We start from the raw sequence: 25,685 nt of genomic DNA on the forward strand, positions 1-25,685 counted from the left end.
ACCCCCTCCCGTCCATAAACCAGGCCCGGCCCTAGGCCCACTCCACCCGGCTCCCGGAGGGATGCTTGCGCACCAAAAGCCTTGCGGGAAGCCTCTCCGCCAAGGCCTCCACGTGGGTGACGATCCCCACCAGCCGCCCCCGGGTGGGGAGGCTTTCCAACACCCCCGCCACCACCTCCAGGGTTTCCGGGTCCAGGGTGCCAAAGCCCTCGTCCAAAAAGAGGGCTCCAAGCCGCCCCCGGGAAAGCTCCTCGGAAAGGGCCAGGGCCAGGGAAAGGCTGGCCAGGAAGCTTTCCCCGCCGGAAAGGGTCTTCACGGGGCGCACCGCCTCCGTCCAGAGGTCCAGGACCTGGTACTCGTCCTCCTTAGAGCGGAGGCGGTAGCGGCCTGCGGAAAGGGTGGCCATGAGCTCATCCGCCCGCTCCACCAGGCTTTTCTGCCTAAGGCCCAGGAGGTAGGCGGGGAAGTTGTTCTGCTGCAGGTCAAAGGCTAGCTTTTCCCACAGGTCCACCTCCCGCACCACCTCCGCCAGGCGGGCCTCGAGCACCTGGCGGTGCTTGAGCTTTTCCTCCATGGCCTTGAGCCGCTCTTCCAAAACGGCCTTTTTCCCCATTTTGCCCTGGAGGTCCTCCTGCACCTGGGAAAACCGCGCCTCCTCCAAGCGCAGGCGGGCCTCCACCTCCTCCAGGGAAGGGAGGGGGCCGGGAAAACGGGCCCTAACCTCTTTTTCCGCCTCCACCAGGAGGGTCTCCACCTGGGAAAGCTCCTCCCGGTGGGCCCGGACCCTCTCCGCCAAGGCCTTTCGCTCCTCGGGGGAGAGGTAGAGGGCCTTGGCCTCCTCCTCGGGCATGAGGCCCAAGACCCGGCTCTTGGCCTCCTCCAGGGCCTTTTTCTGCTCCTCCTCTTGGGCCAAAAGCCCCGCCAGGGTCCGGGAAACCTCCTCCAGGGCCTCGGCCAGTTGGCGGTCCCGCCCTTCCTTCCTTTCCAGCTCCTCCAGCCTTCGGGAAAGCCGCCCGATGTGCTCCGCCACCGGCCTCCCCCCCGTCTTTTCCCCAAGCAGGCGGTAAAGCCCAGCCCCCAAGGCCTCCTTCTCCCGCCGCAAGGAGGCAAGGGCTTCCCGGACCCTTTCCCAGGCCGCTTCCTGCTTACCGGGATCCGTTAGGGCCCCTACCTCCCCCTCCAGGCCGGAAAGCTCCTGGCGCCCATGCTCCAACTCCCGGGAAAGCCGCTTCAGCTCCTCCTCGAGGGCCCGGGCCTCCCCCTGCTTTTCCCGGTACCTTTCCCTAAGCTCCTGAAGCCTCGCTTGCGCCCCCTGAAGCTCCTCTTCCAGGGCCTTGGGATCGCCGGGGCGGGGTGGAACCCCCAGGGCCTTTAGGGCCTCCCGCTTGGCCCTCTCCTCCTCCGCCAGGGCCCCAAGCCGGGTCAGGACCTCCCGCAAGGCCCTCTCCCCCTCCTCCCGCCTCTTCCTGAGGCCGGAGGCCCCGTGCCCCTCCAGCGCCGGGGGCAGTGCGTGGACCACGCCGCCGCACAGGGGGCAGGGCTCCCCCGGGCGCAGAAGGTCGCGGTAGGCAAGAAGCCCAAGCCGCTTCTCCTCCTGGGTCAGGTGGGCAAGCTCCGCCTCCAGGCGCCCTTTTTCCTCCTCCAAAAGCCTCCTTTGCCTTCCGATCGCCTCCAGCTCCAGCCCAAGCCGGTGGGCCTCGGCCCCCTTCCGGGCCTCCTCCAGGGCCTCCACCTGGGCCCGGGCCTGCCCCCCTTCCGCCACCAGGCGCTCCAGGGCCTCCTTAAGACGGCTTAAGGCCTCCTCCTTCTCCTTAAGCCGCCTTTGCCCCTCCACCAGTCGGGCCAACCCCCGCTCCCTCTCCGCCAAAAGGGCCTCCTCCTGAAGCAAGGACTCCAGGGCCTCCCCATAGGCCTCGGGGGAAAGGCCCACCCTGGGGGTGGGGTGCTCCTTCACCCCCACCCGCCGCCAAAGGGCCTCGAGGGCCCTAAGCCCTTCCGCCTCCAAGAGGGCCTTTTGCGCCTCCTTTAAGGCCCCGGGGTCAAAGGCCAGGGCCTGGCGCTCCTGTTCCAGCTTTTCAAGCCGCTCCCGCACCTCCCGAAGCCTCCTCCGGGTGGCGGCCAAGGCCTCCTCCTTGCGCCTTAAGTCTTGCCAAAGGGGCAAGGCCCTTTCCGCCTCCTCCGCCTTCTTAAGCCTTTCCTCCACCTCCGCCATGCGGGGGGCCTCCGCCCTAAGGCGGCTTAAGCGGCCTTCCAACTCCCTTAGGCGCTTAAGAAGGGACTGTAGGTCCTTCCCCTTGGCAAGCTCCTCTTCCAGTTGCCCCTTCTCCTGCAAAAGGCGGGCGATCTCCTGGGACAGGGCCGCCAGCTCCTTCTCCAGCTCCTCCTTTGCCTCGAGGCCCATCCCAAGAAGCCCCAAAAGCTCCCCCTCCAGCCGGCCCTTCTCCTCCAGGAGGGCCGCCTTGCGGGAGGCCGCCTTTTCCCGGGCCCTATCCAAGCGGGAAAGCTCAAAGAGGTCCAAAAGGAGCCTGCGCCTTTCCCGGGCCTCCCCTTTAAGGAAGCGGTCAAACTCCCCCTGGGGAAGGAGCAGGGCCCGGGTGAAGGCCTCATAGGTGAGGCCCAAAAGCTCCTCCAGGACCCGGTTCAGGGCCTCCAGAGTTTCCAGGGGAAGAAGCTTCTCCCCATGGGGCTCCACCTGGAACAGCCTGCCCTCGCTCCTTTTCCCCCGCACCCTTTCCACCCGATAGACCCTTCCCCCCACCTGGAAGGTGAGGCGCACCCGGGCCTCGCTGGCGGCGGGGTGGACCAGGCTTCCCACGTTCCGCCCCACCCGGGGCACGAGGCCATAAAGGGCGAAGGCGATGGCGTCTAGAAGGGAGCTCTTCCCACTTCCCGTGGGCCCGGTGATGGCGAAAAGCTCCACGTCGGAGAAGTCCACCCCCTGCCGCTCCCGGTAGGGGCCAAACCCCTCAAGCTCCAGGCGCAAGGGCCTCAAGCTCCACCTCCTTGAGCACCTGGCCAAACCGCTCCAAAAGCGCCTCCTCCTGGCGCCCCCGCTCCTTTAGGTAGCGCTGATAGGCTTCCACCAAGCCCAGCTCCGGACCCAAGGCCCCTCCTCCCTCCTCCCAAACCCCGGCGGTCTCCACCGCCAGGAGATGGGGAAGCCCCTGGAAGAGCCTTTCCTTCACCGCCGGGGAAAGCCTGCCCTCCACCACCAGCCTGAGGTAGCCGGGAAATCGCTCCAGCTCGGGAAGCCTGCCGTCCAGCTCCTCGGGCTTCAGGCGGAAGGTTCTAAGGGGCTTACCCCACCGCTCCCGTAGGGGATAGACCTGGACCGGCCCCCTCTCGGGCACCTCCACCAGCAAGGCCCCCCGCTCCGCCTCCTCCCCCTCCCCAAAATCCAGCTGGATGAGGCTTCCCGCATACCAGGCCGTGGGAGCCTCGGAAACTTGTTGCTGGCGGTGGATGTGGCCCAGGGCCACATAGCGGGCCCCCAGGGGCAGGGCGGAAGGCGGCACGGCGTAACTACCCGTGAGGTGGAAGGCGAACTCCCCCGCCCCCGGCCGCGCCCCCACCAGGGCAAAGTGCCCCAACATGAGGGGGCTTTCCAGGTTGGAAAGGATCCGCCGCATGGCCTCGGCGTAGGTGCGGTGGCGTTCTTCGGCTTCCTGAAGGACCTTTTTCACCAGGATGCGCTCGGAAACAAATGGAAGGAGGGCCGCCTCCAGGTCCCCCACCCGGACCACCCCCCCTTCCTCCCGGAAAAGGGGCCTGCCCCTCACCTCCGCCCCCGCCAGGGCAAAGAGGGGGGAGAGGGCCTCGAGGCGCTCCTTGGGATCGTGGTTGCCCGCGATGACCAAGGCGGGAACCCCAAGCTCCCGAAGGCGCAGGAAAAACTCCACTGCCATGGCCTCGGCCTCGGCGGATACCTGGGGGCGGTCGAAGAGGTCCCCCGAGACCACCACCAGGTCCACCCCTTCCTTGGCCACCATCTCCAGGAGGGTGTTCAACGCCTCTGCGATTTCCGGGGTGCGATCCACGCCCTTTAATACCTTGCCTAGGTGCCAGTCCGCGGTGTGCAATAGGCGCACGGTTTCCATTATGCCAGCAACCCCCTTTTCACCCTAATGGGGGTGGTCATGGCCCTCGGGAGGCCCACCCCTTCCCCCCCGGAAGAACCAGGCGGCCACCAAGGTGGTGAGGGGTACCGCCAGCAGAAGCCCCAAGGAGCCCAGGACCATGGAGACCATCTCGGCGGCAAAGGGTTCTGTGTTGAGGAGGAAGCGCAAGGGGGTGGGGTCCTTGGTGAGGAGGAGGAAAAGGGGCAAGGAGCCTGCGGCGTAGGCCAGGACCAGGGTGTTCACCAGGCTGCCGATATGGTCGTAGCCCACCTCCATGCCCCTCCGGTAAAGCTCCCAAGGGCCAAAGCGGGGGTTGGCGTGGGCCAGGGCCTGGACCACCGCCGCCTGGGTCACGGTCACGTCGGTCAAGGCCCCCAAGGCCCCCACCACCACCCCCGCCAAGAAGAGGGAGACCAGGTCCACCCCACCCCATTGCCTCAGGAGGAGGGCCTCCTCCGAGGCCAGGCCCGTGAACCCCAGGGCCCGGGTGAAGAAGAGGGCCAGGAGGAGGACCAAGGCCACCGAGGCCAGGGTGCCCAAAAGGGCCGCCGTGGTCTTGCGGTTTACCCCGTGGACCAGGTAGACGGTGAGAAGCAGCACCCCCACGCTTCCCAAAAAGGCGTAGAGAAGGGGGTTCCCTCCCGCCGCCACCCTGGGGACCACGAAGTAAACCACCACCAAAAGGCTCAGGAAGGTGCCCAGAAGCCCTCTCACCCCCTTCCCCCGGCCTAGAAGGCCAGCCAGGAGGGCGAATAAGCCCAAAAGGCCAAGGAGCCAGGGGATACGGTCGGGCTCGGTGACGTAGGTCCTCCCGCCCTCCTGGTAGAGGACCACCCGCTGGCCCACCCGGTAGTGGCCGCCATCCACGGGAAGAAGGGCCTCAAGCCTCCTCCCCTCCGCCTCCACCAGGGCCACGCCCCGCTCCGTGAGGGCCAGGACCCGCCCTACCAGGTACCGGCCTTGCCCCTGGGCTAGGGCGGGGAGGAGGAGGAATCCCAAAAGGATCCAAAGGCGCATACTGCCACTCTACCCGGCTACGATGAAAACTTCTTCTCAACTTGCTATCCTAAGGCCATGGAGCGCTCCACCCGGCAACGGCGGGCCATCCGGGAGGCCTTTTTGGAGGCGGGCCGCCCCCTTTCCCCGCAGGAGGTCCTGGAACTGGCCAGGAAAAAGGTACCCTCCTTAGGCCTCGCCACCGTGTACCGCACCTTGAAGGGCTTGGTGGAAGAGGGGTTCCTCGCCCCCGTGGCCCTGCCCGGCGAGCCTGCCCGCTACGAGCCCGCTGGCAAAGGGCACCACCACCACTTCCTCTGTCGCCTTTGCGGCAGGGTGTACGAGCTCTTAGGCTGCGACCTGGCCCTGGAAGGCCACCTCCCTCCCGGATTCCAAGCCGAGGGGCACGAGGTCACGGTGTTTGGCCGCTGCCCGGAATGCGCCTAGTCCCATGCTGGGTAGGCCTCTTTGGGCTTAGTCCAGCGCACCTCTTCCAAGGCCCCGTCAAAGCGCAGGATGGCGGCGATCCGGGCCCGGGAGTAGACCCGGTAGGGTTCCTTGGGGATAAAGGCGGTCACGATGTCCACGTGCCTCGGGGTGGCGTACTCCAGCACCACATGCAGGGGGAGTTTCAGGCGCGGGGGAAAGACCATGTAGCCCAAAACCAGCATCCTTTGGTCCTCGGGATAGATGGCCAGTTCCCTGCCCCATTCCAAGGCCCTTAGCACATCCAGCTCGGTGAAGCCCTCCTGAAGCATGTGCTTGGCCACATGGGGCCCAAGCCGGTAGCGGCCTTCCCGGAGGTGGGGCAGAAGGTCGTCCAAGCGGCGCAGCTTTTTCACGGGAACCCACCCCCCTTGCCCTTCCAGTCTAAGTCCCGGGGAGGGAAAGAGTGTGGGCTTTAGCGGTAAGGCCCCAGGGCCCCAGGGTCCCGCACCGCTAAGAAGGCCCCGTAAACCTGGCTTGCCCCCGCCTTAAGGAGGGCCTCCTTGGCCCTAAGGAAGGTGGCCCCGCTGGTTAAGACGTCGTCCAGCAAAAGCCAGTTTCCCTTTACGGAAAGCACCGGGGCGAAGAGGTCCTGGGGCAAGCGCCCTCGAGCCCGGCCCCGGGTGGGCTGGCTTGGCGTGTAGCGGACCCTCCGGAGCACCCTACGGTAAGGGACACCCAGCAGCCGGGCCACCTCTTGGGCCAGGAGCTCCGGGGGGTTGTACCCCCTTAGGAGGAGGCGGGGAAGCAGCGTGGGAACCGCCGTGACCCCTTGGAGTTCCCAGCCCTGGGCCCGGACTCCCTCCGCCAGGGGCCGGGCCAGGAGGGGGGCCAGGGCAAAGCGCCTCCGGTACTTTAAGGCCCGCACCACCCCTCCCATACGGTTATAGAGACCTAGGTAGACCAGGCCTGGCCCAGGGAAAGCCCGTAGGCCCTGGCGGCAACGGGTGCAAAGGAGGGGGGCATCCAGCCTGCCCCCGCATCCCGGGCAGGTGTGCCCCAAAAGGGCCTCAAGCCAACCCCAAAGCATGGCGCAGGGCCTCGTCAAAGGGAGGATAGAGGATGCCCCTCTCCGTGACGATCCCCGTAAGGTAACGGTGGGGCGTCACGTCAAAGGCGGGGTGGTAGGCAGGAAAGCCGGGGGGAGCAAGGCGCATCCCCCTTAGCTCCAGGACCTCCTCGGCCGGGCGCTCTTCAATGGGGATGCCCTCCCCGCTTTCCAGGCCCGGGTCCACGGAGGAAAGGGGCAGGGCGGCGTAGAAGGGAATCCCGTGGTGGTGGGCGAGGACCGCCAGGGCGTAGGTGCCGATCTTGTTGGCGAAGTCCCCATTCAAGGCCATGCGGTCCACCCCCACCAAGACCACGTCCACCCGGCCCCTTGCCATGAGGAAGCCCGCCATATTGTCGGTGATCAGGGTGGCGGGAACCCCTGCCTTTTGCAGCTCATAGGCGGTGAGCCTGGCCCCTTGCAGGTAAGGCCGGGTCTCGTCCACCCAGACGTGGGACACCCGCCCCTGGCGGAAAGCCTCCACGATGGCCCCCAAGGCGGTGCCGTATCCTCCGGTGGCCAGCGGGCCCGTGTTGCAGTGGGTGAGGACCTGGCCTCGCAAAACCTTGGCCCCATGCTGGCTGATGGCCCTTTCCGTCTCCTCCACCTCGTGCCAGATGGCCAGGGCTTCCTTCAGGCTTCCTTCCAGGTTGCCCCAATGGGGGCGCATCCGGTCCAGGGCGTGGAAGAGGTTCACCGCCGTGGGTCGGCTTTGCCGCAAAAGCCGGTCCGCCTCCTCCAGGTTCTCGCCCCTTAGGTGAGCCAGCACCATGCCAAAGGCAGCGGAAACCCCTATGGCCGGGGCCCCCCGCACCACCATGGCCCGGATGGCCTCGGCCATCTCCTTGGCGGTGCGCACGGGGACAACGACCTCCTCGAGGGGAAGCCTCCTCTGGTCCAGAAGCCAGAAGACCCCTTCCTTTTCGTCAAAGCGAAAGGGCAGGATCCTTTCCACCCTTAAAGCCTAACGCAGCCTCAGCACCTTGTCGTCGTTGGGGCGCACCTGGCCCCGCCCGTCCCGGTTGGAGGTGGTGACGTACAGGGCGCCATCCGGCCCCACCTGCACCTCCCTTAGGCGTCCGTACCCGCTTAGAGCGGTATCCACCCGCACCACCCGCCAGTTGCCCCTTTCCCCCTCCAGGGAAAGCCGTAGAAGGGCCTGGCCCCTAAGCCCCGCCACGTACAGCCCTCCCCTCCAAAAGGCCAGGTTCCCGGGAGGGAAACCCTCGGGCCAGAAGTAGAGGGGGTCCCGGTAGCGGGGGTCGTTTCCCCGGCCCACCACCCGGGGCCAGCCGTAGTTCCCCCCGGGGACGATCACGTTCACCTCGTCGTGGCCAAAGCCCAGCTCCCCGCTGGGTCCATGCTCGCTGGAAAAAAGCTCCCCCGTGCCCGGGTGCCAGGCCAAGCCCTGGGGGTTGCGGTGACCATAGCTGTAGACCTCGGGCCGGGTCCCGGGCCGGTCCAGGAAGGGGTTCCCCGGCGCCGGCTTGCCCTCTGGGGTGATCCTCAAGATCTTGCCCCCCAAGGAGGAGAGGTCCTGGGCCAGCTCCCGCTCGTAGGCCTCCCCCGTGGTCACATAAAGCATCCCGTCGGGGCCGAAGGCAAGCCGCCCCCCGGAGTGCAAACCGTGGGCGCGGGCGGGGATCCCATCCAGAATGACCCGCTCCAAAATCCCCTTCTCCCCTTGGTGCCTTAGCCGCACCACCTGGTTCCTGAGGCCCCCTTCCGCCACCGTGCGGTAGGCGTAGAGGTAGGGCTCCTGGGGAAAGTGGGGATGAGGGGCCAGGCCCAAAAGCCCCGACTCCCCCTGGTGGTAGACGGGAAGCTCGGCATAGACTGTGGCCTTTCCCCCCCGCACCCGCCGGATCCGCCCCGGCCGCTCGGAAACCAGAAAGCTCCCGTCGGGGAAAAAAGCCAGGGCCCAGGGCACCTCGAGGCCCCCCACCACCTCCTCCACCCGAAGCCCCTGCCCCCGAACCAGGGAAAGCCCCAGAAGGCCCACCAGCACCCGCCTGCGGGAAACCATACCTAACCCCCTTGCGGCTGAGCCTAGCACACGCACCCGAAACCCGAGGGTGTTCCCCGCACACCCCGGGCCTAGGCCTTGGGGTCCAGGATCACCTTCACCGCCTGCCCCGAGGCCAAAAGGCCGAAGGCCTCCCGGTACCGGCTCATGGGCAGGCGGTGGGTGATGAGGGGGGTAAGGTCCACCCGGCCCGAATAGACCAAGGCGGTACCCTGCATCCAGGTCTGCCAAAGCCTTCTTCCCGCAATGCCGTAGGCGGTGATCCCCCGCATGACCAGCTCCCCCGCCAGGTCAAAGCGGATGGGATCGGAGGGAATCCCCAGGATCCTGGCCTCCCCCCCAGGGATCAGGGCCTTTAGCCCCTGGTGGATGGCGGTTTCGTTTCCGGAAAACTCCAAAAGCACCTCCACCCCGCTTCCCGTCACCTCCCGCACCACGGAAAGCAAATCCTCCTCCAGGGGGTTCACGAGCCGGTCGGCGTAGGGTCTGGCAAAGGAGAGGCGGTAGGGATTGGGGTCGGAGACCAGGATGGGCCCGGCTCCGCTGGCCCGGGCCACCATGGCCGCCATGAGGCCGATGGGCCCCGCCCCGGTGATGAGGACGCTTTTGCCGGACACCCCGCTTCCTGCGTACACCGTGTGCACCGCATTCCCAAAGGGCTCCAGAATGGCCCCCACCTCAAAGGGCAGATTCCTCGGGTTCACCCAGGCGTTTTCCGCCGGCACCACCACGTACTCGGCAAAGCCCCCGTCCCGGTCCACCCCCAGGATCTCGGTATGCAAACACACGTGGTAGTTGCCCGTGCGACAGGCGGGGCAGGCATGGCAGACGATGTGGCTTTCCAAGCTCACGTGGTCCCCCACCTGGGGCCTCTTCACCCCGGGACCCACCCGTTCCACCACCCCGCTGAACTCGTGGCCGGTGATGAGGGGGGGCTTAATCCGCCCCCTGGCCCAACCGTCCCACCGCCAGATGTGGAGGTCGGTGCCGCAGATGCTGGCGGCCTCCACCCGCACCAGGATCTCCCCCGGGCCCGGTTCGGGCAGGGGGCGCTCCACTAGGGTTAGGCCCTCTTCGGGGACCTGCTTGGCTAGAGCGCGCATACCGGGGCCATGCTACCACCGGTAAAGGGCCCCCACGCTGAAACGGGTGGCGTCGGCGGCCTCGAGGCTGAAACTCAACCCCAGGGCGGGGGTCAGGTCGTACCCCAGGGCAAAGGTGAAACGGGAAAGCCTGCCGTCCCCGGGAAGGAAGGTGGAGGCCAAGGAGAAGGTCAGGCCATCCCGCCGGTACTGGGCGCTTAGGGTCTGCTGGCCCCTGAGGTCCACCTCGTAGCCCAAAAAGAGCTCAGGGCTAAGGTACTTGCCCACGGAGAAGCGCACATCCCCCAGGTCCCCACCCTGGAGAAGGGGCACCTGCACCTGGAAGCGATCCAGCCCCAAGGCCTTGGTGAGCTCCCGTTCCAGCTGCCCCAGGACCAGGTTCTCCAAGGCGGCCCCCAGGGCCACCTGGGGTAGGGTTTCCGCCAGGCGGGTCACATCGGGGGTGCCCAGGGTGAGGAGGGCGTAGATCTCCGGCTCGCTGAGGGGGGGATCGGAGGTGAACTGGGGTTCAAGGCGTACCTTCACCCGGCCATTTTCCCGAAGGAACTCCCCCTTGGCTTGCAGGATCACCTTGTACCCCCGGGTTTCCGCCAGGGCCTTCAGCCCGAACTCGGGCAGGAGGCCCCGATCCGGTCGGAAGCGCAAGGCGCTTTCCCCTGGATCCAAAGCGAAGAGGGAATCCCATAGCCGAAAGCTTCCCCAAAGGCTTCGCACCTCCCCCGCCAAGAAGGGGTCCCCGTAGCTACCGCCCAAGAAGACCTCCCCCTTGAGCTCCCCTTGGGCCAGGCTTTCCTGCACCAGGATGCCCCGTTCTGCATAAACCCTCACCCCCTCAAACACCAAGGGCACAGGTGTGGGCTTCCCCGTGGGGGCCTGCAAGGCCACCCCCTCGCGGGAAAGCTGCCGGGTCTGGGCCTCCGGCAGGGCCAGGCGGGCCCTCAACACCTCGGCGTTTCCCGTGAGGTGGTAGGTGCCCTTTTCCTCGTAGAGGAAGAAACTCTTCACATCCAGAAGACCCTCTTGCAGGTAGTACTGGGGGTAGGCAAGGGGAAGCCGGCCATAACCCGCCAGGCGCAAGGGGAAAAGGGTCCCTTGGGCCTGGGCCTCTCCCAGCTGGATCTCCACCCCATAGCCCGGGTAGCGGAAGGCCACCTCCGCCGGGGTTTCCTCCTTAAGCCCTGGGAGGGAAACCGCTCCCTTGGCGCTCACGCGGAAGTCCTCCAAGCGCCCCTCGAGGCCCAGCCTGGCCCTTCCCGGGAAGGGGGCGAGGAGGGTGAGCTCCCCTTCCGCCTTGGCCCCGCCGTTTAGGGAAAGAAGCCCTTGGGGCAGGTACCCGGCCACCGGCCCTAACCGGAAACGGAAATCCCTAAACTCCGCCTGGAACCCATCCCCCCTGAGGCGAAGCAGCAGGCTCCCCGAGCCCTCAGGCCGGTAGGGTTTCAGGGCCGGGACCACCTGGAGCACGGGGGTAAAGACCGTGTCCTTAAGGCTCAGGTAAAGGTCGCTTCCCTCCTTACCCCAGTACCCCCCACCCTCCCAGCTCCCCCGGCCCGAAAGGCTAAGCCGGTCCACATGGACCCGCCCGCCCTCCAAGCGCAAGACCGCCTGGCCCCTAAGCTCATCCCCCGCCCCCACAAAGCGCAAGGCCTCCCCCACCAAGACCCCCTCGCCCTTTAGGGGATCCGAGAGGGGAAGGCGCAGGCGCACCGCTCCCGTCCAGTAGGCCTCCCCCTCCAAAGGGCCCGCCACCGCCATGAGGAGGAGGTGGAGGGGGAAACCCCTCGGGGAAGCGGCAAGGTCCAGCCGCTCCCCCTCGAGGTCCACCCGGAAGGCGCTTTCCCCAAGCCGCCCCTCCCCCCTAACCCCTCCCCGTGCCAGGAGGCCCAGGAAGCGAAGGGGTAGGCGGGTGCCCGACACCCCTGCCTCCCCTTCCAGCTGGGCCTGGGCTTCCAGGCCTTTTATGGCTAGATTTCCAGAAACCCAGCCTTTCAAGTAGGGGGCATAACGGCCGGCAAAGTCTTCCAGATTGGCCCGCTCCAAGCGCACCTCCCCAGCCAGGGGTAAGAGCTTGCCCTTGGCGGTGATGCGGCCCACGGATCCCTCCAGCACCCCCTCCACCCCATACCCTTCCCCGAAGACCCGGCCCCGGAAGCGGCTTTCCAGGGGGGGAAGGGGAAGGTCTACCCGAAGCTCCCCCGCCGCAGGGTAGGAAAGGGCACCAGCAAGGTAGGGGCCTTGGGCCTCGAGGCGGGCCTGGAGAAGCTTCCCCGAAAGCCTTATGACCTGCTCCCCCGCCCGGTAGGTAAGCCGGTAGGCTCCGGAAAGGTCCACCTCTCCCTCCAGGCTCCCTGCCCCCGCCACCCACCAGGGGAAGGCGGGATGCTCCCCCATAAGCCGCACCCGCTCCCCCTCCCCCTCCAGGCGCAAGGGGAAGCCGTAGGGGCGCAAGGCCAAGGACCCCTCCACCCTCCCTCCGGCGTAGCGCAAGGCCCCTTCCCCTTCTGGGCTCACAAGCAGCAGGGAAAGCCCCTTCAGGTCCAGCCTTCCCTCCAAGGGCAGGTCCAAGCCGGGTACCCGGTACCCCACCTTGAGGCCCTCCCCCTCGCCCCGCACGGCCAGCCCCCCGGGAAGAAGGCCCTGCAAAACCCTTCCCTCACCTTCCGCCCGGCGGGAAGCCAGGTCCAGGCGCACCCCCCCCACCTGCAGAAGGGGCCAGGCCAGAAGAACCCTTTCCCCCAGGACCTCCCCGGAAAGCTGGGGAAGGCCCTTTCCAGAAAGCTCCAGGCTTCCCTCCTTAAAGGCCAGCCTCCCCCGCCAGGCCTCCTTCCAGTCCACCTCCCCCTCCAAGTCCCCCTGGAAGGCGAGAACGAGCCCTTCCTCCCCATACCGCCCCTGGGCCTGGGCCTGGCGGCCAAAGGCCTTCAGGGAAAGGTCCAGCCCCACCTCCCGCCAGGGGCCTGCCACCTTGCCCGAAAGGCTTAAGGGACCGTAGGTAAACCCCTGAAGCACCAGGTCAGGCCCTTCTGGACCCAGCCTTCCCGATACCCCCTTCCCGGAAACCTCCACCTGGAACCCGGGTAGGCCCACAAGGCCGAGCTCCACCTCCCCGTACCGGTACCGGCCCCCAAGCCACTCCCCGGGGTAGACCCCCTCGGCCCAAAGCTCCCCCAGGCCCCGGGGCAGGGCCCCGGCGTAGCGGTAGGCCAGGCGGAAGGGGTGGAGGTCGAGCCGCCCCTCAAGGGGAAGGCCCTCCCCCATGAGGTCCAGGCCCAGCCCCGCTCCCCGGATCAGGACCCCCCCGTAAGGGCTGGAAACCCTCCCCTCCCCAAAGACCTCCCCCAGGTAGCCTTCCTTCGCCCGGTAGGCGTAGCTTCCGGTAAAGGCGTACTCCCCGTGGGCCAGGCCGCCTCGCACCTCCCCCTCGAGGCCCGGGCACCCGCCCAGGGGAGCCGGCAGGCAGAACCTGCCCTCCAGGCCTCCCCTCCAGGCCCCCTCCCCCTTTAGCTGGAACGTACCCGCCCCCAGGTCCACCCCTCCCGCTATCCCCCCCTGGGGCAGAGGGTAGCGGAGGGCGAGGAGGCCGGAAAGCCCTTTGCGGTAGCGGGCCTCCCCCCGAAGCCTTGGCCCCTGGAAATCCCCCAACACCTCCCCATCCCCGTACCGGAGCCTTACCCTTTCCCCCAGCACCTCCCCCGAAAGCTCCGCCCGCAGGGGCCATGGCCAGGCCTTCCCGGAAAGCCACCCCTCTGGGCGCTCCAGGCGGACCTCGAGGGCCTCCGGCCAGGGCCCGTCCCCTTGGGCCTTAAGCCGCACGGGGACACCAAAGGGGGTTAGATCCCGGTCCAGGTCCAGGACCAGATGCCCCTCCGCCAATCCCAAGCGGAAACCCTCCGCCTCCCCCACCAGGGAAAGGGCCTCCACCCCTAAAGGCCCGCCCCGGTAGCGGTAGGCGAAGCGGAAGGGCAGGGCCTCCCCCTTCCCCAAGAGGCTTCCTTGGCCCTCCAGGTGGCCCCAGGGCTGGCCCCGGAGGGCCTCGGGCCACCCCGCCTGGAAGGCCCCCTGGGCCTCGAGGCGGGCTTGGCCCAGCTCCAGGCGGTACCGGGCCTTCCCGGAAAGGAGGAGGCCCTCCAGGGTGGCTTCCCCCCTCGCCTCCCCCGGAAGGCCCCTGCCCTCCAGGGTAAGGCGCAAGGGGCCCTCTCCTTTCCCCTTCAGGGCAAGCCCATGCCCCTCCGCCCAAACCTCCCCCAAGTACCCTTCAGGACCCCAGGTGAGGTCCGCCCGCAAGGCCATCCCCTCCACTTCCCCTTCCCCCTTGGCCCAAAGGTGCCAGGCCCCGTCGTACCGGACCCCCAAGGCCAAGGGGGCCTGCCAGGCGAGGTGGGCCCGGGCCCCTTCCCCCTCGAGGCGCAAGGGCCCTTCCTGTTCCAAAAAACGGAGGCTCTTAAACCTCCCCTCCCCCCAGTAGCGGGCCCCTTCCCACGCCAGGGTAAGGACCCCTTCCCCGTAAGGGGAGGCGTGCCGCAAGACCCCCTCCCCCTTCAAGGCCAGCAGGTTCACCCGGCCCCTCACCGCCGTCTCTCCCAGCCCTTCCCCTCGGTAAAGGACCTCCAGGGAAAGGGCCTCCCAAGGACCCCTAAGCCCAAGCTCCAGGGAACCATAGCGGAAATCCCCCTCCACCTCCCCCTTGAGGCCAGGCCCCAGGCGAAGCCTCCCCTCCCCGGAAACCTTCCCCAGGCCCCCAAGCCATCCCTCCTTGGGGTTCCAGGCCAAACCCAGGTCCCGCTCCGGCAGCAAAAGGCGTACAACGCCTTCCCGGTAGTCCAGGGCCAAGGGCTCCTTTCCATAGCGCAGCTGGGCCCAGACTTCCCCTTCCCCCCGAAGGGAAAGCCTGCCCTCCGCCCTACCCGAAAGGGGAAAGCCTAACGCCTCGGCCAGGGGGGCCACCTCCTCCAGGACGAAGCGCACCTCCTCCCCCCTTAGCCCCGCCCTTCCCCCCTCCCAGTCCAGGGCGAGGGAGGGGACCTCGGCGAACCCTCCCCGGAAGGCGAAGGCCAGGCCAGCGAAGCGCCCTTCCCCCTCCCCTTCCACCCGAAGCCCCTGGCCCTGGAAGCTTCCTTGAAGCCTCCCTTCCCGTCCCCAGGCGGCAAAGGGCAGGGTGAAGCTTCCCCTATAGCTAAGCCCCTCGCCCTCCAGGGCAATGGGACCCTGCAAGCGGTAGCGGAGGCTTCCCCCCTCGGTCCAGACCCGGCCGGAAAGGGGCAAGGCCCCCAGGTAGGGAAGCCCGGCCTCGCCGGAAAGCTCCAGGCTTAGGGCCCGCCAGGGCCCACCCCCTTCCGCCACCCAGCGGAGGGCCACCCCGTCCCGCTGGTATGCGCCCCGGAGGGCCAGAAAGAGCCCCTCCGGGGAAACCCTACCCTCCCCTTGGAAGTAGGGCCCAAGGAGCCTGGCCCGGGCGGAAAGAAGCTCCTTCCCCGTGAGGAGAGCCTCCCCATAGGGGCTTTCCAGCCGGAGGCTTCCCCCCCGGGTGCCCCAGGTGCCCCTAGCCCTTACGGGAAGCCCCCAAGGGGAAAGGTCAAACCCTTCCGCCTGCAGCAAGAGGCTCAGCCCCTTCTCGTATCCCCCTAGGATGCGAAGGCCGGGGGCTTGGCCAAAAAAGCGCAAGCCTACCCCCTGCCCCACCAAGCTCAAGGTCAAAGCGGGTTTCCCCAGGCGGGCCTGGGCCCGGTAGGAAAGCCCAAGCAGGTCCAGCCGGCCCGTCACCCCCACCGCACCCACATAAGGGGCCTCCCCCTGCCCCCTTACCCCCAGGTCCCGCCAGGCCCCCTGGGCCTCCAGGCGGCCCCAGGGAAGGGAAAGGCTAAGACGGCCTCCCTCCAGGGTGCCCACCGCCTGGAACCGTCCGGAAAGGCCCCGGTAACTCCAGGGGAGGTCCAGATGAAAGGGGAACCCTTCGGCGAAGTCCAGCCGCCCCACCCCCTCCACCTCCAGCCCCCTTCGGTCCAGGTGGAAGGAAAGCACGGGTACCTCTAGCCCCTCCGGCCAAGGGGGTTTCAGCTGGCCCCTCACCTCAAGCTGGGGGTAGACCTCACCCTGGCCCTCGGCATACCCCTCGAGGCCCAGCAACCGAAGCCTCCCCCCCTCCCCCTTTAGCACCCCCGCCAGCCAGGGGCTTTCCACCCGGGCATGGCCCCGGAAGCCCCCGTCCCAAGCCAGGTCCGCCTGGAGGGCTAGGGGTCCAAGCTCCGCCCTTCCCTTCAGGCTTAGCCCCTTCTGGTAGCGCAGAAGAAGGTCCTGGGCCCTCAGGACCAGGCCGGGCTCGGGGTCGTAGGCCCCGGCGAAGGGAAGCTCCCCCAAAGGGGTCAAAAGCCTCCCCTGGACCTCCGTCCCCAGGCGGCGCAACCTTCCTTCCGCCTCCAGGTAGCGGCCCCTTAGGCTAAGCCTCCCCGAAAGCCCCCCTTCCCGGTACAGGGCCTGGCCGGAAAGCCGGAACTCGTCCAAGGCCCGGATGGGTAACCCCCGGAAGCTAAGGGCCAAGGCCCCGCCCCGGTACACCCCTTCCCCATGGGGGGTCTGGAAGCGGTAGGCCCCTCCTTCCTGCCACACCTCCAGGGGAAAGGCGGTGTAAGGGGAGTTGTAGCGCAAGCGGGCCTGCAGCCTTCCCCCAAGAAGCCTGCCTTCCCCTTCCAGCCTCCCCACCTGCAAGGGCGTGGGGGCGAGCCGAAGGCCAAGCTGGCTCCAGCTTCCCCCCAGGGCCAAGGGGCCAAGCCGCCCCTCCACCCGGTCCCCTTCCCCCACCACCTCCCCCGAGAGGTCCAGGGGTAGGAAGAAGGGTAGGCGCACTCCGGGGCTTTCCACCCGGGCCTGCCAGCGGCTTCCTTGGCTCCTGAAGGCCACCTGGGCCAAGCCTTCCAAGGGCTTAGGCCAGGCCACCTGGCCCTGGGCCTCGGTGCGGTTTCCCTGGCCCTTCAGGGAAAGCCGGCTCCCAAGGGAGTCCTCGAGGCTCGCCCGGTAATCCTGGCCCACCAGGCCCACGCCCAGCCGGTAGGTGCGGTCAAAGAGCTTCCCCTCCGCCTTCGCATCCAGCCGGAAAACCCGGTCAAAGGAAAGGGTCCCCCGGTGGCGAAAGGGCTCCCCCAAAAGCCGCCCCTCCCCCACAAAACGCCCCTGGACCCGGATCTGGTCCCAGCCTTCCCCTTCCAGCCAAAGCTCCCCATCCCCCTCCACCGGCAAGGAGAGGCGGTAGTGCCGGGCCAGGGCGGGAAGGGTAGGCCGCCCCTCTAGGGAGAAGCGGTAGCGCTCCCCCCTAAGGTCCACCTCCACCCGGGCGGAAAGGGGGCCTTCTAGACCCCTTCCCCTTAGCTCCGCCTCCACCCGATCCTCCCTTAGGCGGATGGGCCCCGCCACCTGGGTGAGGGTGAAGCCCACAAGCTCCACCACCCCCCCTTCCACCTGGGCCTCCCCTTCCACCCCCGAGGGCAGGAGGCGGAAAACCCCGGAAAGCCTCCCCCCCTTAAGCCCCTGGTAGAAAAAGGAAAGCCCCCTCACCTCGCCCCTATAGCCAACCTCCCAGGCGGAAAGGTCCGGGGCTAAGGCCCGGGCCTCCCCCCGGAAGCTTCCTCCCGGAAGCCGGGCGAGGAAGGCATAGGGGTTTTTCCCGCTTAGGGTTAGGCGCAAGGGGGGCAGGAAAAGCCGCTTCCCTTTAGGAAGCTCCACCTGGACCTCCTCCAGCCGGAGTTGCCGAAAGACGGTCCTAATGGCAGGGGGCGGCCCCGGCTTCTTTGGGATCAGGGCCTCCCAGGTGGGCGTTATCCTCGCCCTGCTTATGGCCAAGGAGAGGGGAAGCTCCTTGCGCAAGAGGCCCAGGAGGTCATAACCCAGGCGCACCTCCTCCGCCTCGAGGGCCACCCCCTCCCCTTGGAGCCGCACCCCCTTCAGGCGAAGCCCAAGAAGGAGATGCCCCCCCACCTCCCGCACCTCCCCCCTAAAGCCCGCCAAGGCCATACCCCGCTCCACCGCCTTCCGGAGCAGGGGGGGCCAGGCCAGTAGGAGGATGAGGAAGAGGATAAACCCCAGGAGGAGGGAAAGCCCCCACCGCATCCCCCTTAGCATAGAGAAGGGAGATGAAAACCTCGTGGCAACCCCTTAGACTACCCCCACCCGCTTCGCCCAGGTGGGGCCAGGCTCCCCGGCACCCACGGAGCGCCCTCCAGCGGTAGGCCGCCCCTGGCCCCGGCCAGGCCTTCTTCCCGATCCCGGTGCGCCCACGGGATCCGGGGGTAAACCTTGGGGGATAATGGACGCATGCCGCGCCTTGTAGCCTTGGTGAAGGGACGGGTACAGGGGGTGGGGTACCGGGCCTTCGCCCAGAAAAAGGCCCTAGAGCTTGGCCTTTCCGGCTATGCGGAAAACCTCCCCGACGGCCGGGTGGAGGTGGTGGCGGAAGGCCCCAAGGAGGACCTCCTCGCCTTCCTCCACCACCTGAAGCAAGGCCCCCGCTTGGCCCGGGTGGAGGAGGTGGAGGTAGGGTGGGCCGAGGAAACCGGCCTTAAGGGCTTTTACGTGTACTGAGGGGCCTGGGCCCAGGCCTGGGGCCGCACGCCCACCTTCAGAAGGGCCTCGGCCAGGGCCCCTTTGAGCTCGGGAAGCCCCGTGCCCTTTAGAGCGGAAACCGCTATTCCCCCCAGCCTTTCCCGCAGGTAGAAGAGGTCGTAGGGGGCTGCCCGGTCCGCCTTGGAGAGGGCCAAAACCCTAGGGGCCTCCACCTCGAGTTCCGCCAAGAGCTCCTCCACCACCCGGTACCGGCCCAAGGCCCCCTCCTCGGAGGCATCCAGGACATGGACCAGAAGGTCCGCTTCCCTTACCTCCTCGAGGGTGGCCCGGAAGGCGGTGAGAAGCTCCTTGGGCATCTGGCGGATGAAGCCCACGGTGTCGGTGAAGAGCACCTCCCCCACCCCCGGCAGGAAGCCCCTGCGGGTAAGGGGCCTAAGGGTGGCGAAGAGCTTGTCCTCCCCCGGCTCCCCGCCCCGGGCTAGGGCCTGAAGGAGGGTGGTCTTGCCGGCGTTGGTGTAGCCCACCACGGCGATGAGGGGCACCCCCCGGCGCTTCCTTTGCCTCCTCGCCTCCTCCCGGCGCCGGGTGTACTCCTGGAGCTTGTGGCTTAGGTGGGTGATCCGCTCCTGGAGCCTCCTTCGGTCCACCTCCAGCTTGGTCTCCCCGGGGCCCCGGGTGCCGATCCCACCCCCTAAGCGGCTCAGCTCCTTCCCCTTCCCCACCAGGCGGGGGAGGAGGTAGCGGAGCTGGGCCAGCTCCACCTGGGCCTTGGCCTCGGGGGTTTTGGCGTGCAGGGCAAAGATGTCCAGGATGAGCTGGGTGCGGTCTAAGACCTTTAGGCCCGTGGCCCTTTCGATCTCCCGGGCCTGGGTGGGGGTAAGCTCCTGGCCGAAGATCAGGGTGGAAGCGTTCTCGTGGTAGGCCAGGCTTTTCAGCTCCTCCAGCTTGCCCAGGCCCACCAGGTACCGGGGGTCCAGGTGGGGGCGGAAGACCAAGACCTTCTTCACCGGCACCCCCCCCGCGGTGCGGGTGAGTTCGGCGAGCTCCGACAGGTAGGCCTCCGCCTCAGGACCCTCCCCCCGGTCGATGCCCACCAGGATGGCCCGCTCCCCGCTCCCATCCAAAAGTTCCCGCACCCGCACCTGGCGGGCCATCTCCTCCTCCAGGGCCTCCACCTCCTTCAGATGATCAAACTCCAGGTACTGGAAGTAGGGCCTGGGGGGCAGGATGCGCCAGTCCTCCTCCTGGGAGCGGGGTGGGGCCAGGAAGGCCAGGTGCAGGGTGGTGGGCCTGCCGTCTTCCACCTCGAGGGCCGCCAGGCTATCCAGCCGGTTCAGAAAGAGCACGGTAAGGTCCGGCCGGGAAAGCCCCCCCTTGCCCAGGTGGGTGTGGAGGAGGCGGAAGCCCGATAGCCTCCTCTCCCCCTTGGCCCCCTCGGGGATGGGCAGGTCCTTGGCATCCCCCACCCCCACCCGCACCACCCGGCCCTCCCGGTCCAAAAGAAGGCTGATGGGCCTCCCCACCTCCTGGGAAAGCCCAGCCAGGGCCTGGGCCAGCTCGGCCGTGAGGACCCTCTCCTTGGGGATTCGCCTGCGGTACAGGTTGGAAAGCCGCTTAAGCTCGCTCTTCTTGAGCCCCTCGGACTTACCGAAGATCTTCTCCAAGGCACCTTCAGTATAGCAAAGAGGAAAGGCCCCGTGTCCCCAAGGCCAAAAACCCGGTAGCCTGGGGGAGGTGCGTTGGGCCTTCCTTTTCCTCCTTGTCCTCGCCGCCTCCCTTCTGCCACCGCCGGGCCCTACGGGAGGGGGGTACGACTGGATCGCGGTCCTGGGAGCAGCCCAGTATGGGGGAAGGCCCTCCCCCATCCTGGAAAGGCGCCTCGAGGCGGCCCTTCTCCTTTACCAGAAGGGCCTCGCCTCCAGGGTGGCGGTGGCGGGGGGCAGGCTCCCCGGGGACCGGTACAGCGAAGGGGAGGTGGGCTGCCGCTACCTCAGGAGCAAGGGGGTGCCGCAGGAAGCCCTCCTCTGCGAAACCCAAAGCCAAACCACCTACGAGAACCTCCTCTTCCTCAGGCCCCACCTCTTTGGGCGCATCCTTCTGGTCACCGACACCCCCCACCTGCCCCGGGCCCTTTTCCTCGCCCGGCTCCTAAGCCTGGAGGCCGAGGGGTACCCGGTGCCCGGGGAATACCCCCCCGCCTACTGGCTCCGGGAAGCCCTCTACCGCCTCTGGCTCTACCTGGGCCTAAGGCCCTTTCCCGGGGGAGGCGGCCTCAAGAGCCTTCCTCCAAGCGCTTCAGGGAATCCAGGTACCCCTGCAAAAGGGCCCTGAACTGGGCCAGGAAGAGGGACTTCTCCTGCTTGGCCCGCTCCACCTCCCCCTTAAGGCGCCTCAGCTCCTCCGCCGCTTCCCTTAGCACCTGGTCCTTGGCCGCCAAGGCCTCCTTCCTGATCAGCTCCGCCTCCCGTTCCGCTTGGGCCTTGAGCTCGCGGGCGATGCGCTCCGCCGCCACCACCGCCCGCTTCAGCTCCCCTTCCGCTTCCTTCAGGCGGGCGTTTTCCTCTTCCAGGGCCCTTACCTGGTTTCTAAGGTCCTCGTTCTCCCGGATGAGGCCTTCCAGGACCTCGGCCACCCGGGCTAGGTAAGCCCTGACCGCCTCCTTCTGGTAGCCGCGAAGCCCGGTGGGGAACTCCTGGTAGCGAATGTCCAAGGGAGTTAGGTCCATGCGCCTTTCAGTCTACAAAAAGGGCCCGGCCCACCCGCACCAGGGTGGCCCCCTCCTCAATGGCGATGGGGAAGTCATCGGACATGCCCATGGAGCGCTCGGGAAGGCCATACCGGTCAGCCAGCTGCGAAAGCCGGCGGAAGATGGGGCGCACCACCCCTTCAGGCCCGATGGGAGGCACGGTCATGAAGCCGAGGACCGCAAGGTGCTCCATCTCCCGTATGCGGGCCAGGGCCTCGGGGAGTTCCTCCTCCAAAAACCCGTGCTTCTGGGGTTCCCGGCCCAGGTTCACCTCCACCAACACCTTAAGCCTAACCCCCTCCCGCTCCCCCACCCGCTCCAAGGCCTCCGCCAGGCGCAAGGAATCCAGGGAGTGGATGAGGGCAAAATGGGGGGCGAACTTGGCCTTGTTGCGCTGCAGGGGGCCGATGAGGTGCCACTCGGCCTCGAGGGCCTCCATCTTCCCCAAGGCCTCCTGCACCCGGCTTTCCCCCAAGGGAAAGGAGCCGTAGCGGAGGACCTTTTCCCTTATCTCCTCCACGCTCCTCCCCTTGGTCACCGCCACCAGGCGCACCCCCTTGGGGTCCCGGCTTGCGCGGCGGCAGGCGGCCTCCATGGCTTCCAGTACCTGGGGAAGCCCCATGGCCTAAAGCTCGGCCAGGATGCCCCGCACCAAGCGGCGGAAGACGGGGCCGGTCTTGGCGGCCACCGCCAGGACCTCCTCCTCGGTGGCGTGGTGCTCCCTTTCCGGCACCGCCATGTCCGTGATGGTGGAAAGGCCCAAGACCCTGGCCCGCAAATGCCTTAAGGCGATGACCTCGGGCACCGTGGACATGCCGATGGCATCCGCCCCCAGTTCCCGAAGCATCCGCAGTTCCGCCCGGCTGGCAAAGCTGGGGCCCAAAAACCAGGCGTAAACCCCCTCAAAGAGGTGCAGGTCCTGCCTCCTGGCCACCTTGCGGGCAAGCTCTATCAGGGCGGGGTCATAGGCCTCAAACATCACCGGGAAACGGGGGCCTAAGCGCTCGTCGTTTTTCCCCCTTAGGGGGTTGACCCCGGTCACGTTCAGGTAGTCCAGGTGGAGCATGATCCCCCCGGCCTGGAACCTGGGGTTTAACCCCCCCGCCGCCGAGGTGAGGATAAAGGTCTTGGCCCCCAGGAAATACCCCACCCGCACGGGGAAGACCACCTCCTCGGGGCTATAGCCCTCGTAGTAGTGGACCCGGCCCTGATAGACCAGAACCCGTTTGCCCTCAAGCTCCCCCAGGACCAGCCTCCCCGCGTGCCCGGGGGCGGTGGAAAGGGGAAAGTGGGGAATCTCCCCGTAGGGGATCTCCGCCTCCTTGGCCACCTCCTCCGCCAAGGGGCCAAGCCCCGAGCCCAAGACAATCCCCACCTCCGGCACGAAGCCCGTCTTAGAACGAATGTAGGCCACCGCCTCCTGGATCTTCTCGTAGACCTCCATGGCGGACATTCTACTCTCACGCCCCCTTCACCCGCCTCTGGTAAGCTTTCCGCCATGAAACGGCTTTTTGCCCTGGTCCTCTTGGGCCTCATGGCCCTGGCCGCCCCCATCCGCGAGGTGGTGGTGGAAGGCGGCGATCCCGTTCTCCAGGCCCTGGCCCGGGCCGCCTTGCCCTTTGGCGTGGGGGATGAGCCGGGGAACCTCGAGGAGGCCAAGAAGGCCCTCCTGGCCACCGGGTACTTCCAAGGGGTGGAGGTGCGGCTGGAAGGGGATGTCCTTAAGGTCCTCCTCACCCCCTACCCCCCCATCGGCCAGGTGCAGGTGGAGGGCAAAGCCTTCCCCCAGGAGGTCCTCTTGCACTTTCTGGAGCAGAACTTCGCCATCGGCAAAGAGGCCACCTATAACCCCATAAGGGCCGGGGAAGCGGCCAAGGCCTTGGCCGAGGCCTACCGGCAAAACGGCTTCCCCTTTACCCCCAAGGTGGAGGTGGAGGCCAAGGAGCAAGGGGGCAAGATGCTCCTCACCTTCCGGGTGGAGGAAAGCCCGGAGGTGAAGGAGGTGCGCCTCAGGGGGGTGAGCCTTCTGCCTGAGTCCGAGCTCCTCAAGACCCTGGAGCCCCTGAAGGGCCCCTTTGACTTCGCCAAGTACCAGGAGGCCCTTAGGGCCTTGGCCGCCCGCTACGAGCGGGCGGGCTACCGCTTTAGCGGCCCCGATGCCCAGGAAAGCCGCCTCGAGGCGGGCCTCCTCACCGTGGTGGTGCGGGAGCCTAAGGTGGTGCGCCTGGAGGGAGAAGGTTTGGACCTAACGGGTTTCCCCCTGAAGCCCGGGGATTACCTGCGCTATGACCTCCTCCTGGAAGGGGTGCAGGCCCTTTCCAAGAGGCTTTCCCGGGTGGTGAACTTCACCCTCACCCCCGAGGGGGAGGGGGTAGTGGTCCAGCTCCAGCTGGGCCCGGAAGGGGGGGTGATCGAGCGGGTGGAGCTAAGCGGCAACACCGCTTTCCCCACGCAAACCCTCCTGGGCCTCCTCCGGCTTAAGCCCGGCGAGGTCTACACCCCCGCCTTGGCCCAGGAGGACGCACGGCGCATCGCCAGCTACTACCAGGAAAGGGGCTACGAGGTGGCCGACGTGCGCTATGGCTTTCAGGAGGGGGTTTTCCGCTTGCAGGTGCTGGAGCTTAGAATCGGGGGCTACCGCCTGGAGTGGCAGGGGGAGCACCGCACCCAGGAGGAGGTGATCCTCAGGGAGCTTCCCAAGCCGGGAAGCCTCTTCAGCGTGCCCGCCCTGCGCCAAGCCATCGCCCGCCTCATGGCCACGGGGCTTCTTTCCGAGCCCCCCCGGGTGGGCCTGGCCCCTGGGGAAAAGGAGGACCAGGTGCTGGTGGTCCTCTCCCTGAAGGAGGCCCGCACCGGGCTCTTCCAGCCCGCCTTGGGCTGGAGCTCCTTGGAGGGCTGGTCGGGAAGCGTCTCCTTCAAGGAGACCAACCTCTTCGGCCTGGCCCACCAGGTGGGGGTGGACCTGGCCTTCGTGCAAAACGACGCCAAGGACAACCTCTCCCTCTCCGCCAGCTACACCATCCCCTGGCTCTACCTGGACTACCTGGACCTCCAGGAGGTGCGCACCAGCCTCTCCTTTAGCCTCTTCTCCACCCCCATCGGCAACAACAAGCTTTTGGACGGGAGCACCGAGACCGGCTGGGAGTACACGGAACGCCGCACCGGGGCCAGCTTCTCCCTCTCCCGCCCCTTCTCCCAGGACTTGGAGAACCTGCGCCTCTCCTTGGGGCTTTCCGCCCGGCGGTCCACGTATGCCCTCGAGGTCTATGACCCCAACGCCCCCTGCAACCCCGCCGTCAGCGATCCCAACGACCCCAAGTACTGCGACGGCACCGGGTACAAGAACCCCACCCTGGCCCGAAGCCTCCTCCCCACCCCCGGCTGGACCCTGAGGCTGGACACCGGACTCACCTACACCGATGTGGACAACCCCCGCTTTCGCACCCAGGGCTACGAGGCAAGCCTCAGCACCGGCTTGGGCCTTTCCTTCCCCGACACGGGGGGGCGGAGCTTCTTCGTGCCCTTGGTGGCCACAGGGAAGACCTACCTGCCTCTGGACGAGGAAAGGCGCCAGGCCCTGGCCTTCCGCCTCTCCGCCGGCACCCTTTTGGGCTTTCCCCCGGAAAGCGAGCGCTTCTTCCTCTCCGGGGGTGGGGCCGAGGCCTTCCTCCTAAGGGGCTACGAGGACCGCAAGTACGGGGGGCTTTCCTTCGCCACGGGGAGCGTGGAGTACCGCTACGACTTCCGCCTCTCCCCCCAGGGGGGCACCAACCTCTACGGCATCCTCTTCACCGACTTGGGGCTTGCCGACAACACCGGCGGGGTCAAGTGGGGGGCAGGCCTGGGCTTCCAGCTGGACCTGGACCTCTTCGGGGCCCTTCTTCCCTCCTTGCGCCTGGACTACGCCTTTAGCCCGGAAAGCCCCACGGGAAGGCTCCACTTCCGCATCGGGCCCATGTTCTAAGGCCTTTGGGGAAGCCCTCTTTTGCGCTACAATGGGCCCGTGGCCCAAGAGGTCCTAGGCCCTACCCCAAAAGCCCTCGCCCAAGTGTGCAGCCGCTTTGGCGTACGGCGCCTTTGGGTGTTCGGTTCCTTTGCCCGGGGAGAAGCAGATGCGGAAAGCGACCTGGACCTTTTGGTTGAGTTCCAACCCGGCAAGGTACCGGGCCTGGACTTCCTGGCCCTGGAAAACGAGCTTTCCCGCCTCCTGGGCAGGCGGGTAGATCTCCACACACCACGAAGCCTAAGCCGTTACTTCCGGGAAGAGGTTCTTAAGGAGGCCCGCCCCCTCTATGAGGAAACGGAACCTTTCTGACCGAACCCGCCTCCTCCATATGCGGGATGCCGCCCAGAGAATCCAGGAGCTATCCCTGCAGGTAGACCTTGCGGCCTTAGCCCCCCAAGATATCCCGGCGCAGCATCGCTGACCTTCGCAACCGGCTTATCCATGAATATTCTGACGTGGACATGGAAATCGTGGCTGCCATCGCCCACAAGGACATACCCGTTCTCATCCAGCATCTGGAAGCCATTTTGGTGGAGGAAGAAAAGGGGTCATAGTTGCGCCAAAGCTCGGCCTACCGCAAACTATCCTTGACGCCCCTGGGCGTCC

General features: G+C 67.3%; 19 protein-coding genes. 6 read left to right on the top strand and 13 right to left on the bottom strand.

What is annotated here, in order from left to right; genetic code table 11:
- Positions 1-31 precede the first annotated feature (31 nt).
- Genes DK874_RS03340 through DK874_RS03350 form a run of 3 tightly spaced genes read right to left on the bottom strand, consistent with a single transcriptional unit; the run spans position 32 to position 5,135 of the window.
- The gene (locus DK874_RS03340) at positions 32-2,992 is read right to left on the bottom strand and encodes an AAA family ATPase (RefSeq protein WP_114312618.1); all 2,961 of its coding nucleotides are present in this window, start codon (positions 2,990-2,992) and stop codon (positions 32-34) included.
- A complete protein-coding gene (locus DK874_RS03345) occupies positions 2,967-4,088 on the bottom strand; it encodes a metallophosphoesterase family protein (protein WP_114312703.1) in 1,122 nt (373 codons plus the stop codon). Before DK874_RS03345 ends, DK874_RS03340 begins: the two co-directional genes overlap by 26 nt.
- 33 nt (positions 4,089-4,121) lie before the next feature.
- On the bottom strand, positions 4,122-5,135 hold the full coding sequence (locus DK874_RS03350; RefSeq protein ID WP_114312619.1) for a YibE/F family protein: 1,014 nt from the start codon (positions 5,133-5,135) through the stop codon (positions 4,122-4,124).
- 57 nt (positions 5,136-5,192) lie between these two features.
- Here DK874_RS03350 and DK874_RS03355 point away from each other — a divergent pair, with 57 nt between their 5' ends.
- Complete coding sequence (locus tag DK874_RS03355; protein WP_114312620.1) at positions 5,193-5,561, top strand: zinc uptake transcriptional regulator; 369 nt, start codon at positions 5,193-5,195, stop codon at positions 5,559-5,561.
- On the opposite strand, the gene DK874_RS03360 is transcribed toward DK874_RS03355, so the two are convergent.
- From DK874_RS03360 to DK874_RS03385, 6 genes are all read right to left on the bottom strand, one after another.
- Positions 5,558-5,956 (bottom strand): DUF4258 domain-containing protein, encoded by a 399-nt coding sequence (locus tag DK874_RS03360; RefSeq protein WP_114312621.1) that lies wholly within the window; start codon positions 5,954-5,956, stop codon positions 5,558-5,560. The genes DK874_RS03355 and DK874_RS03360 overlap by 4 nt on opposite strands.
- Positions 5,957-6,015: 59 nt before the next feature.
- On the bottom strand, positions 6,016-6,630 hold the full coding sequence (locus tag DK874_RS03365) for a ComF family protein (RefSeq protein ID WP_114312622.1): 615 nt from the start codon (positions 6,628-6,630) through the stop codon (positions 6,016-6,018).
- Positions 6,611-7,603, bottom strand: coding sequence for an S-methyl-5-thioribose-1-phosphate isomerase (gene mtnA / locus DK874_RS03370; protein WP_114312623.1), 993 nt, complete (start codon positions 7,601-7,603; stop codon positions 6,611-6,613). The genes DK874_RS03365 and mtnA overlap by 20 nt, the downstream gene beginning before the upstream one ends.
- A 9-nt stretch (positions 7,604-7,612) precedes the next feature.
- Positions 7,613-8,674, bottom strand: a complete 1,062-nt coding sequence (locus DK874_RS03375) for a PQQ-dependent sugar dehydrogenase (protein ID WP_114312624.1) — start codon at positions 8,672-8,674, stop codon at positions 7,613-7,615.
- Between the two features lie 71 nt (positions 8,675-8,745).
- Complete coding sequence (gene tdh / locus DK874_RS03380; protein ID WP_114312625.1) at positions 8,746-9,777, bottom strand: L-threonine 3-dehydrogenase; 1,032 nt, start codon at positions 9,775-9,777, stop codon at positions 8,746-8,748.
- A gap of 12 nt (positions 9,778-9,789) precedes the next feature.
- A complete protein-coding gene (locus DK874_RS03385) occupies positions 9,790-17,874 on the bottom strand; it encodes a translocation/assembly module TamB domain-containing protein (RefSeq protein WP_114312704.1) in 8,085 nt (2,694 codons plus the stop codon).
- A gap of 204 nt (positions 17,875-18,078) precedes the next feature.
- Between DK874_RS03385 and DK874_RS03390 the strand changes: the two genes are divergently transcribed.
- Positions 18,079-18,345, top strand: a complete 267-nt coding sequence (locus DK874_RS03390) for an acylphosphatase (RefSeq protein ID WP_114312626.1) — start codon at positions 18,079-18,081, stop codon at positions 18,343-18,345.
- Here DK874_RS03390 and hflX read toward each other — a convergent pair.
- A complete protein-coding gene (hflX, locus tag DK874_RS03395) occupies positions 18,333-19,991 on the bottom strand; it encodes a GTPase HflX (protein ID WP_114312627.1) in 1,659 nt (552 codons plus the stop codon). The two genes, DK874_RS03390 and hflX, sit on opposite strands and share 13 nt — an antisense overlap.
- A 61-nt stretch (positions 19,992-20,052) precedes the next feature.
- Between hflX and DK874_RS03400 the strand changes: the two genes are divergently transcribed.
- Positions 20,053-20,658: a YdcF family protein gene (locus tag DK874_RS03400; protein ID WP_439144803.1), complete on the top strand. Its 606-nt coding sequence runs from the start codon at positions 20,053-20,055 to the stop codon at positions 20,656-20,658.
- On the opposite strand, the gene DK874_RS03405 is transcribed toward DK874_RS03400, so the two are convergent.
- The 3 genes from DK874_RS03405 to DK874_RS03415 are packed head-to-tail and all read right to left on the bottom strand — an operon-like array spanning position 20,600 to position 22,526.
- Positions 20,600-21,052 (bottom strand): DivIVA domain-containing protein, encoded by a 453-nt coding sequence (locus DK874_RS03405; protein WP_114312629.1) that lies wholly within the window; start codon positions 21,050-21,052, stop codon positions 20,600-20,602. The genes DK874_RS03400 and DK874_RS03405 overlap by 59 nt on opposite strands.
- A gap of 7 nt (positions 21,053-21,059) precedes the next feature.
- Positions 21,060-21,695, bottom strand: coding sequence for a YggS family pyridoxal phosphate-dependent enzyme (locus tag DK874_RS03410; RefSeq protein WP_114312630.1), 636 nt, complete (start codon positions 21,693-21,695; stop codon positions 21,060-21,062).
- Between the two features lie 3 nt (positions 21,696-21,698).
- Entirely contained in the window at positions 21,699-22,526 is an 828-nt protein-coding gene (locus DK874_RS03415; protein ID WP_114312631.1) for a purine-nucleoside phosphorylase, read from the bottom strand.
- A gap of 45 nt (positions 22,527-22,571) precedes the next feature.
- Here DK874_RS03415 and DK874_RS03420 point away from each other — a divergent pair, with 45 nt between their 5' ends.
- From DK874_RS03420 to DK874_RS11835, 3 genes are all read left to right on the top strand, one after another.
- Positions 22,572-25,037 (top strand): BamA/OMP85 family outer membrane protein, encoded by a 2,466-nt coding sequence (locus DK874_RS03420; protein WP_114312632.1) that lies wholly within the window; start codon positions 22,572-22,574, stop codon positions 25,035-25,037.
- Positions 25,038-25,076: 39 nt separating this feature from the next.
- Entirely contained in the window at positions 25,077-25,388 is a 312-nt protein-coding gene (locus DK874_RS03425; RefSeq protein ID WP_114312633.1) for a nucleotidyltransferase family protein, read from the top strand.
- A 146-nt stretch (positions 25,389-25,534) separates the two neighbouring features.
- Positions 25,535-25,633, top strand: coding sequence for a hypothetical protein (locus DK874_RS11835; RefSeq protein WP_240307595.1), 99 nt, complete (start codon positions 25,535-25,537; stop codon positions 25,631-25,633).
- Positions 25,634-25,685 lie beyond the last annotated feature (52 nt).

This window comes from Thermus caldifontis, assembly GCF_003336745.1.
In the GTDB taxonomy this organism is placed as follows: Bacteria; Deinococcota; Deinococci; order Deinococcales; family Thermaceae; genus Thermus; species Thermus caldifontis.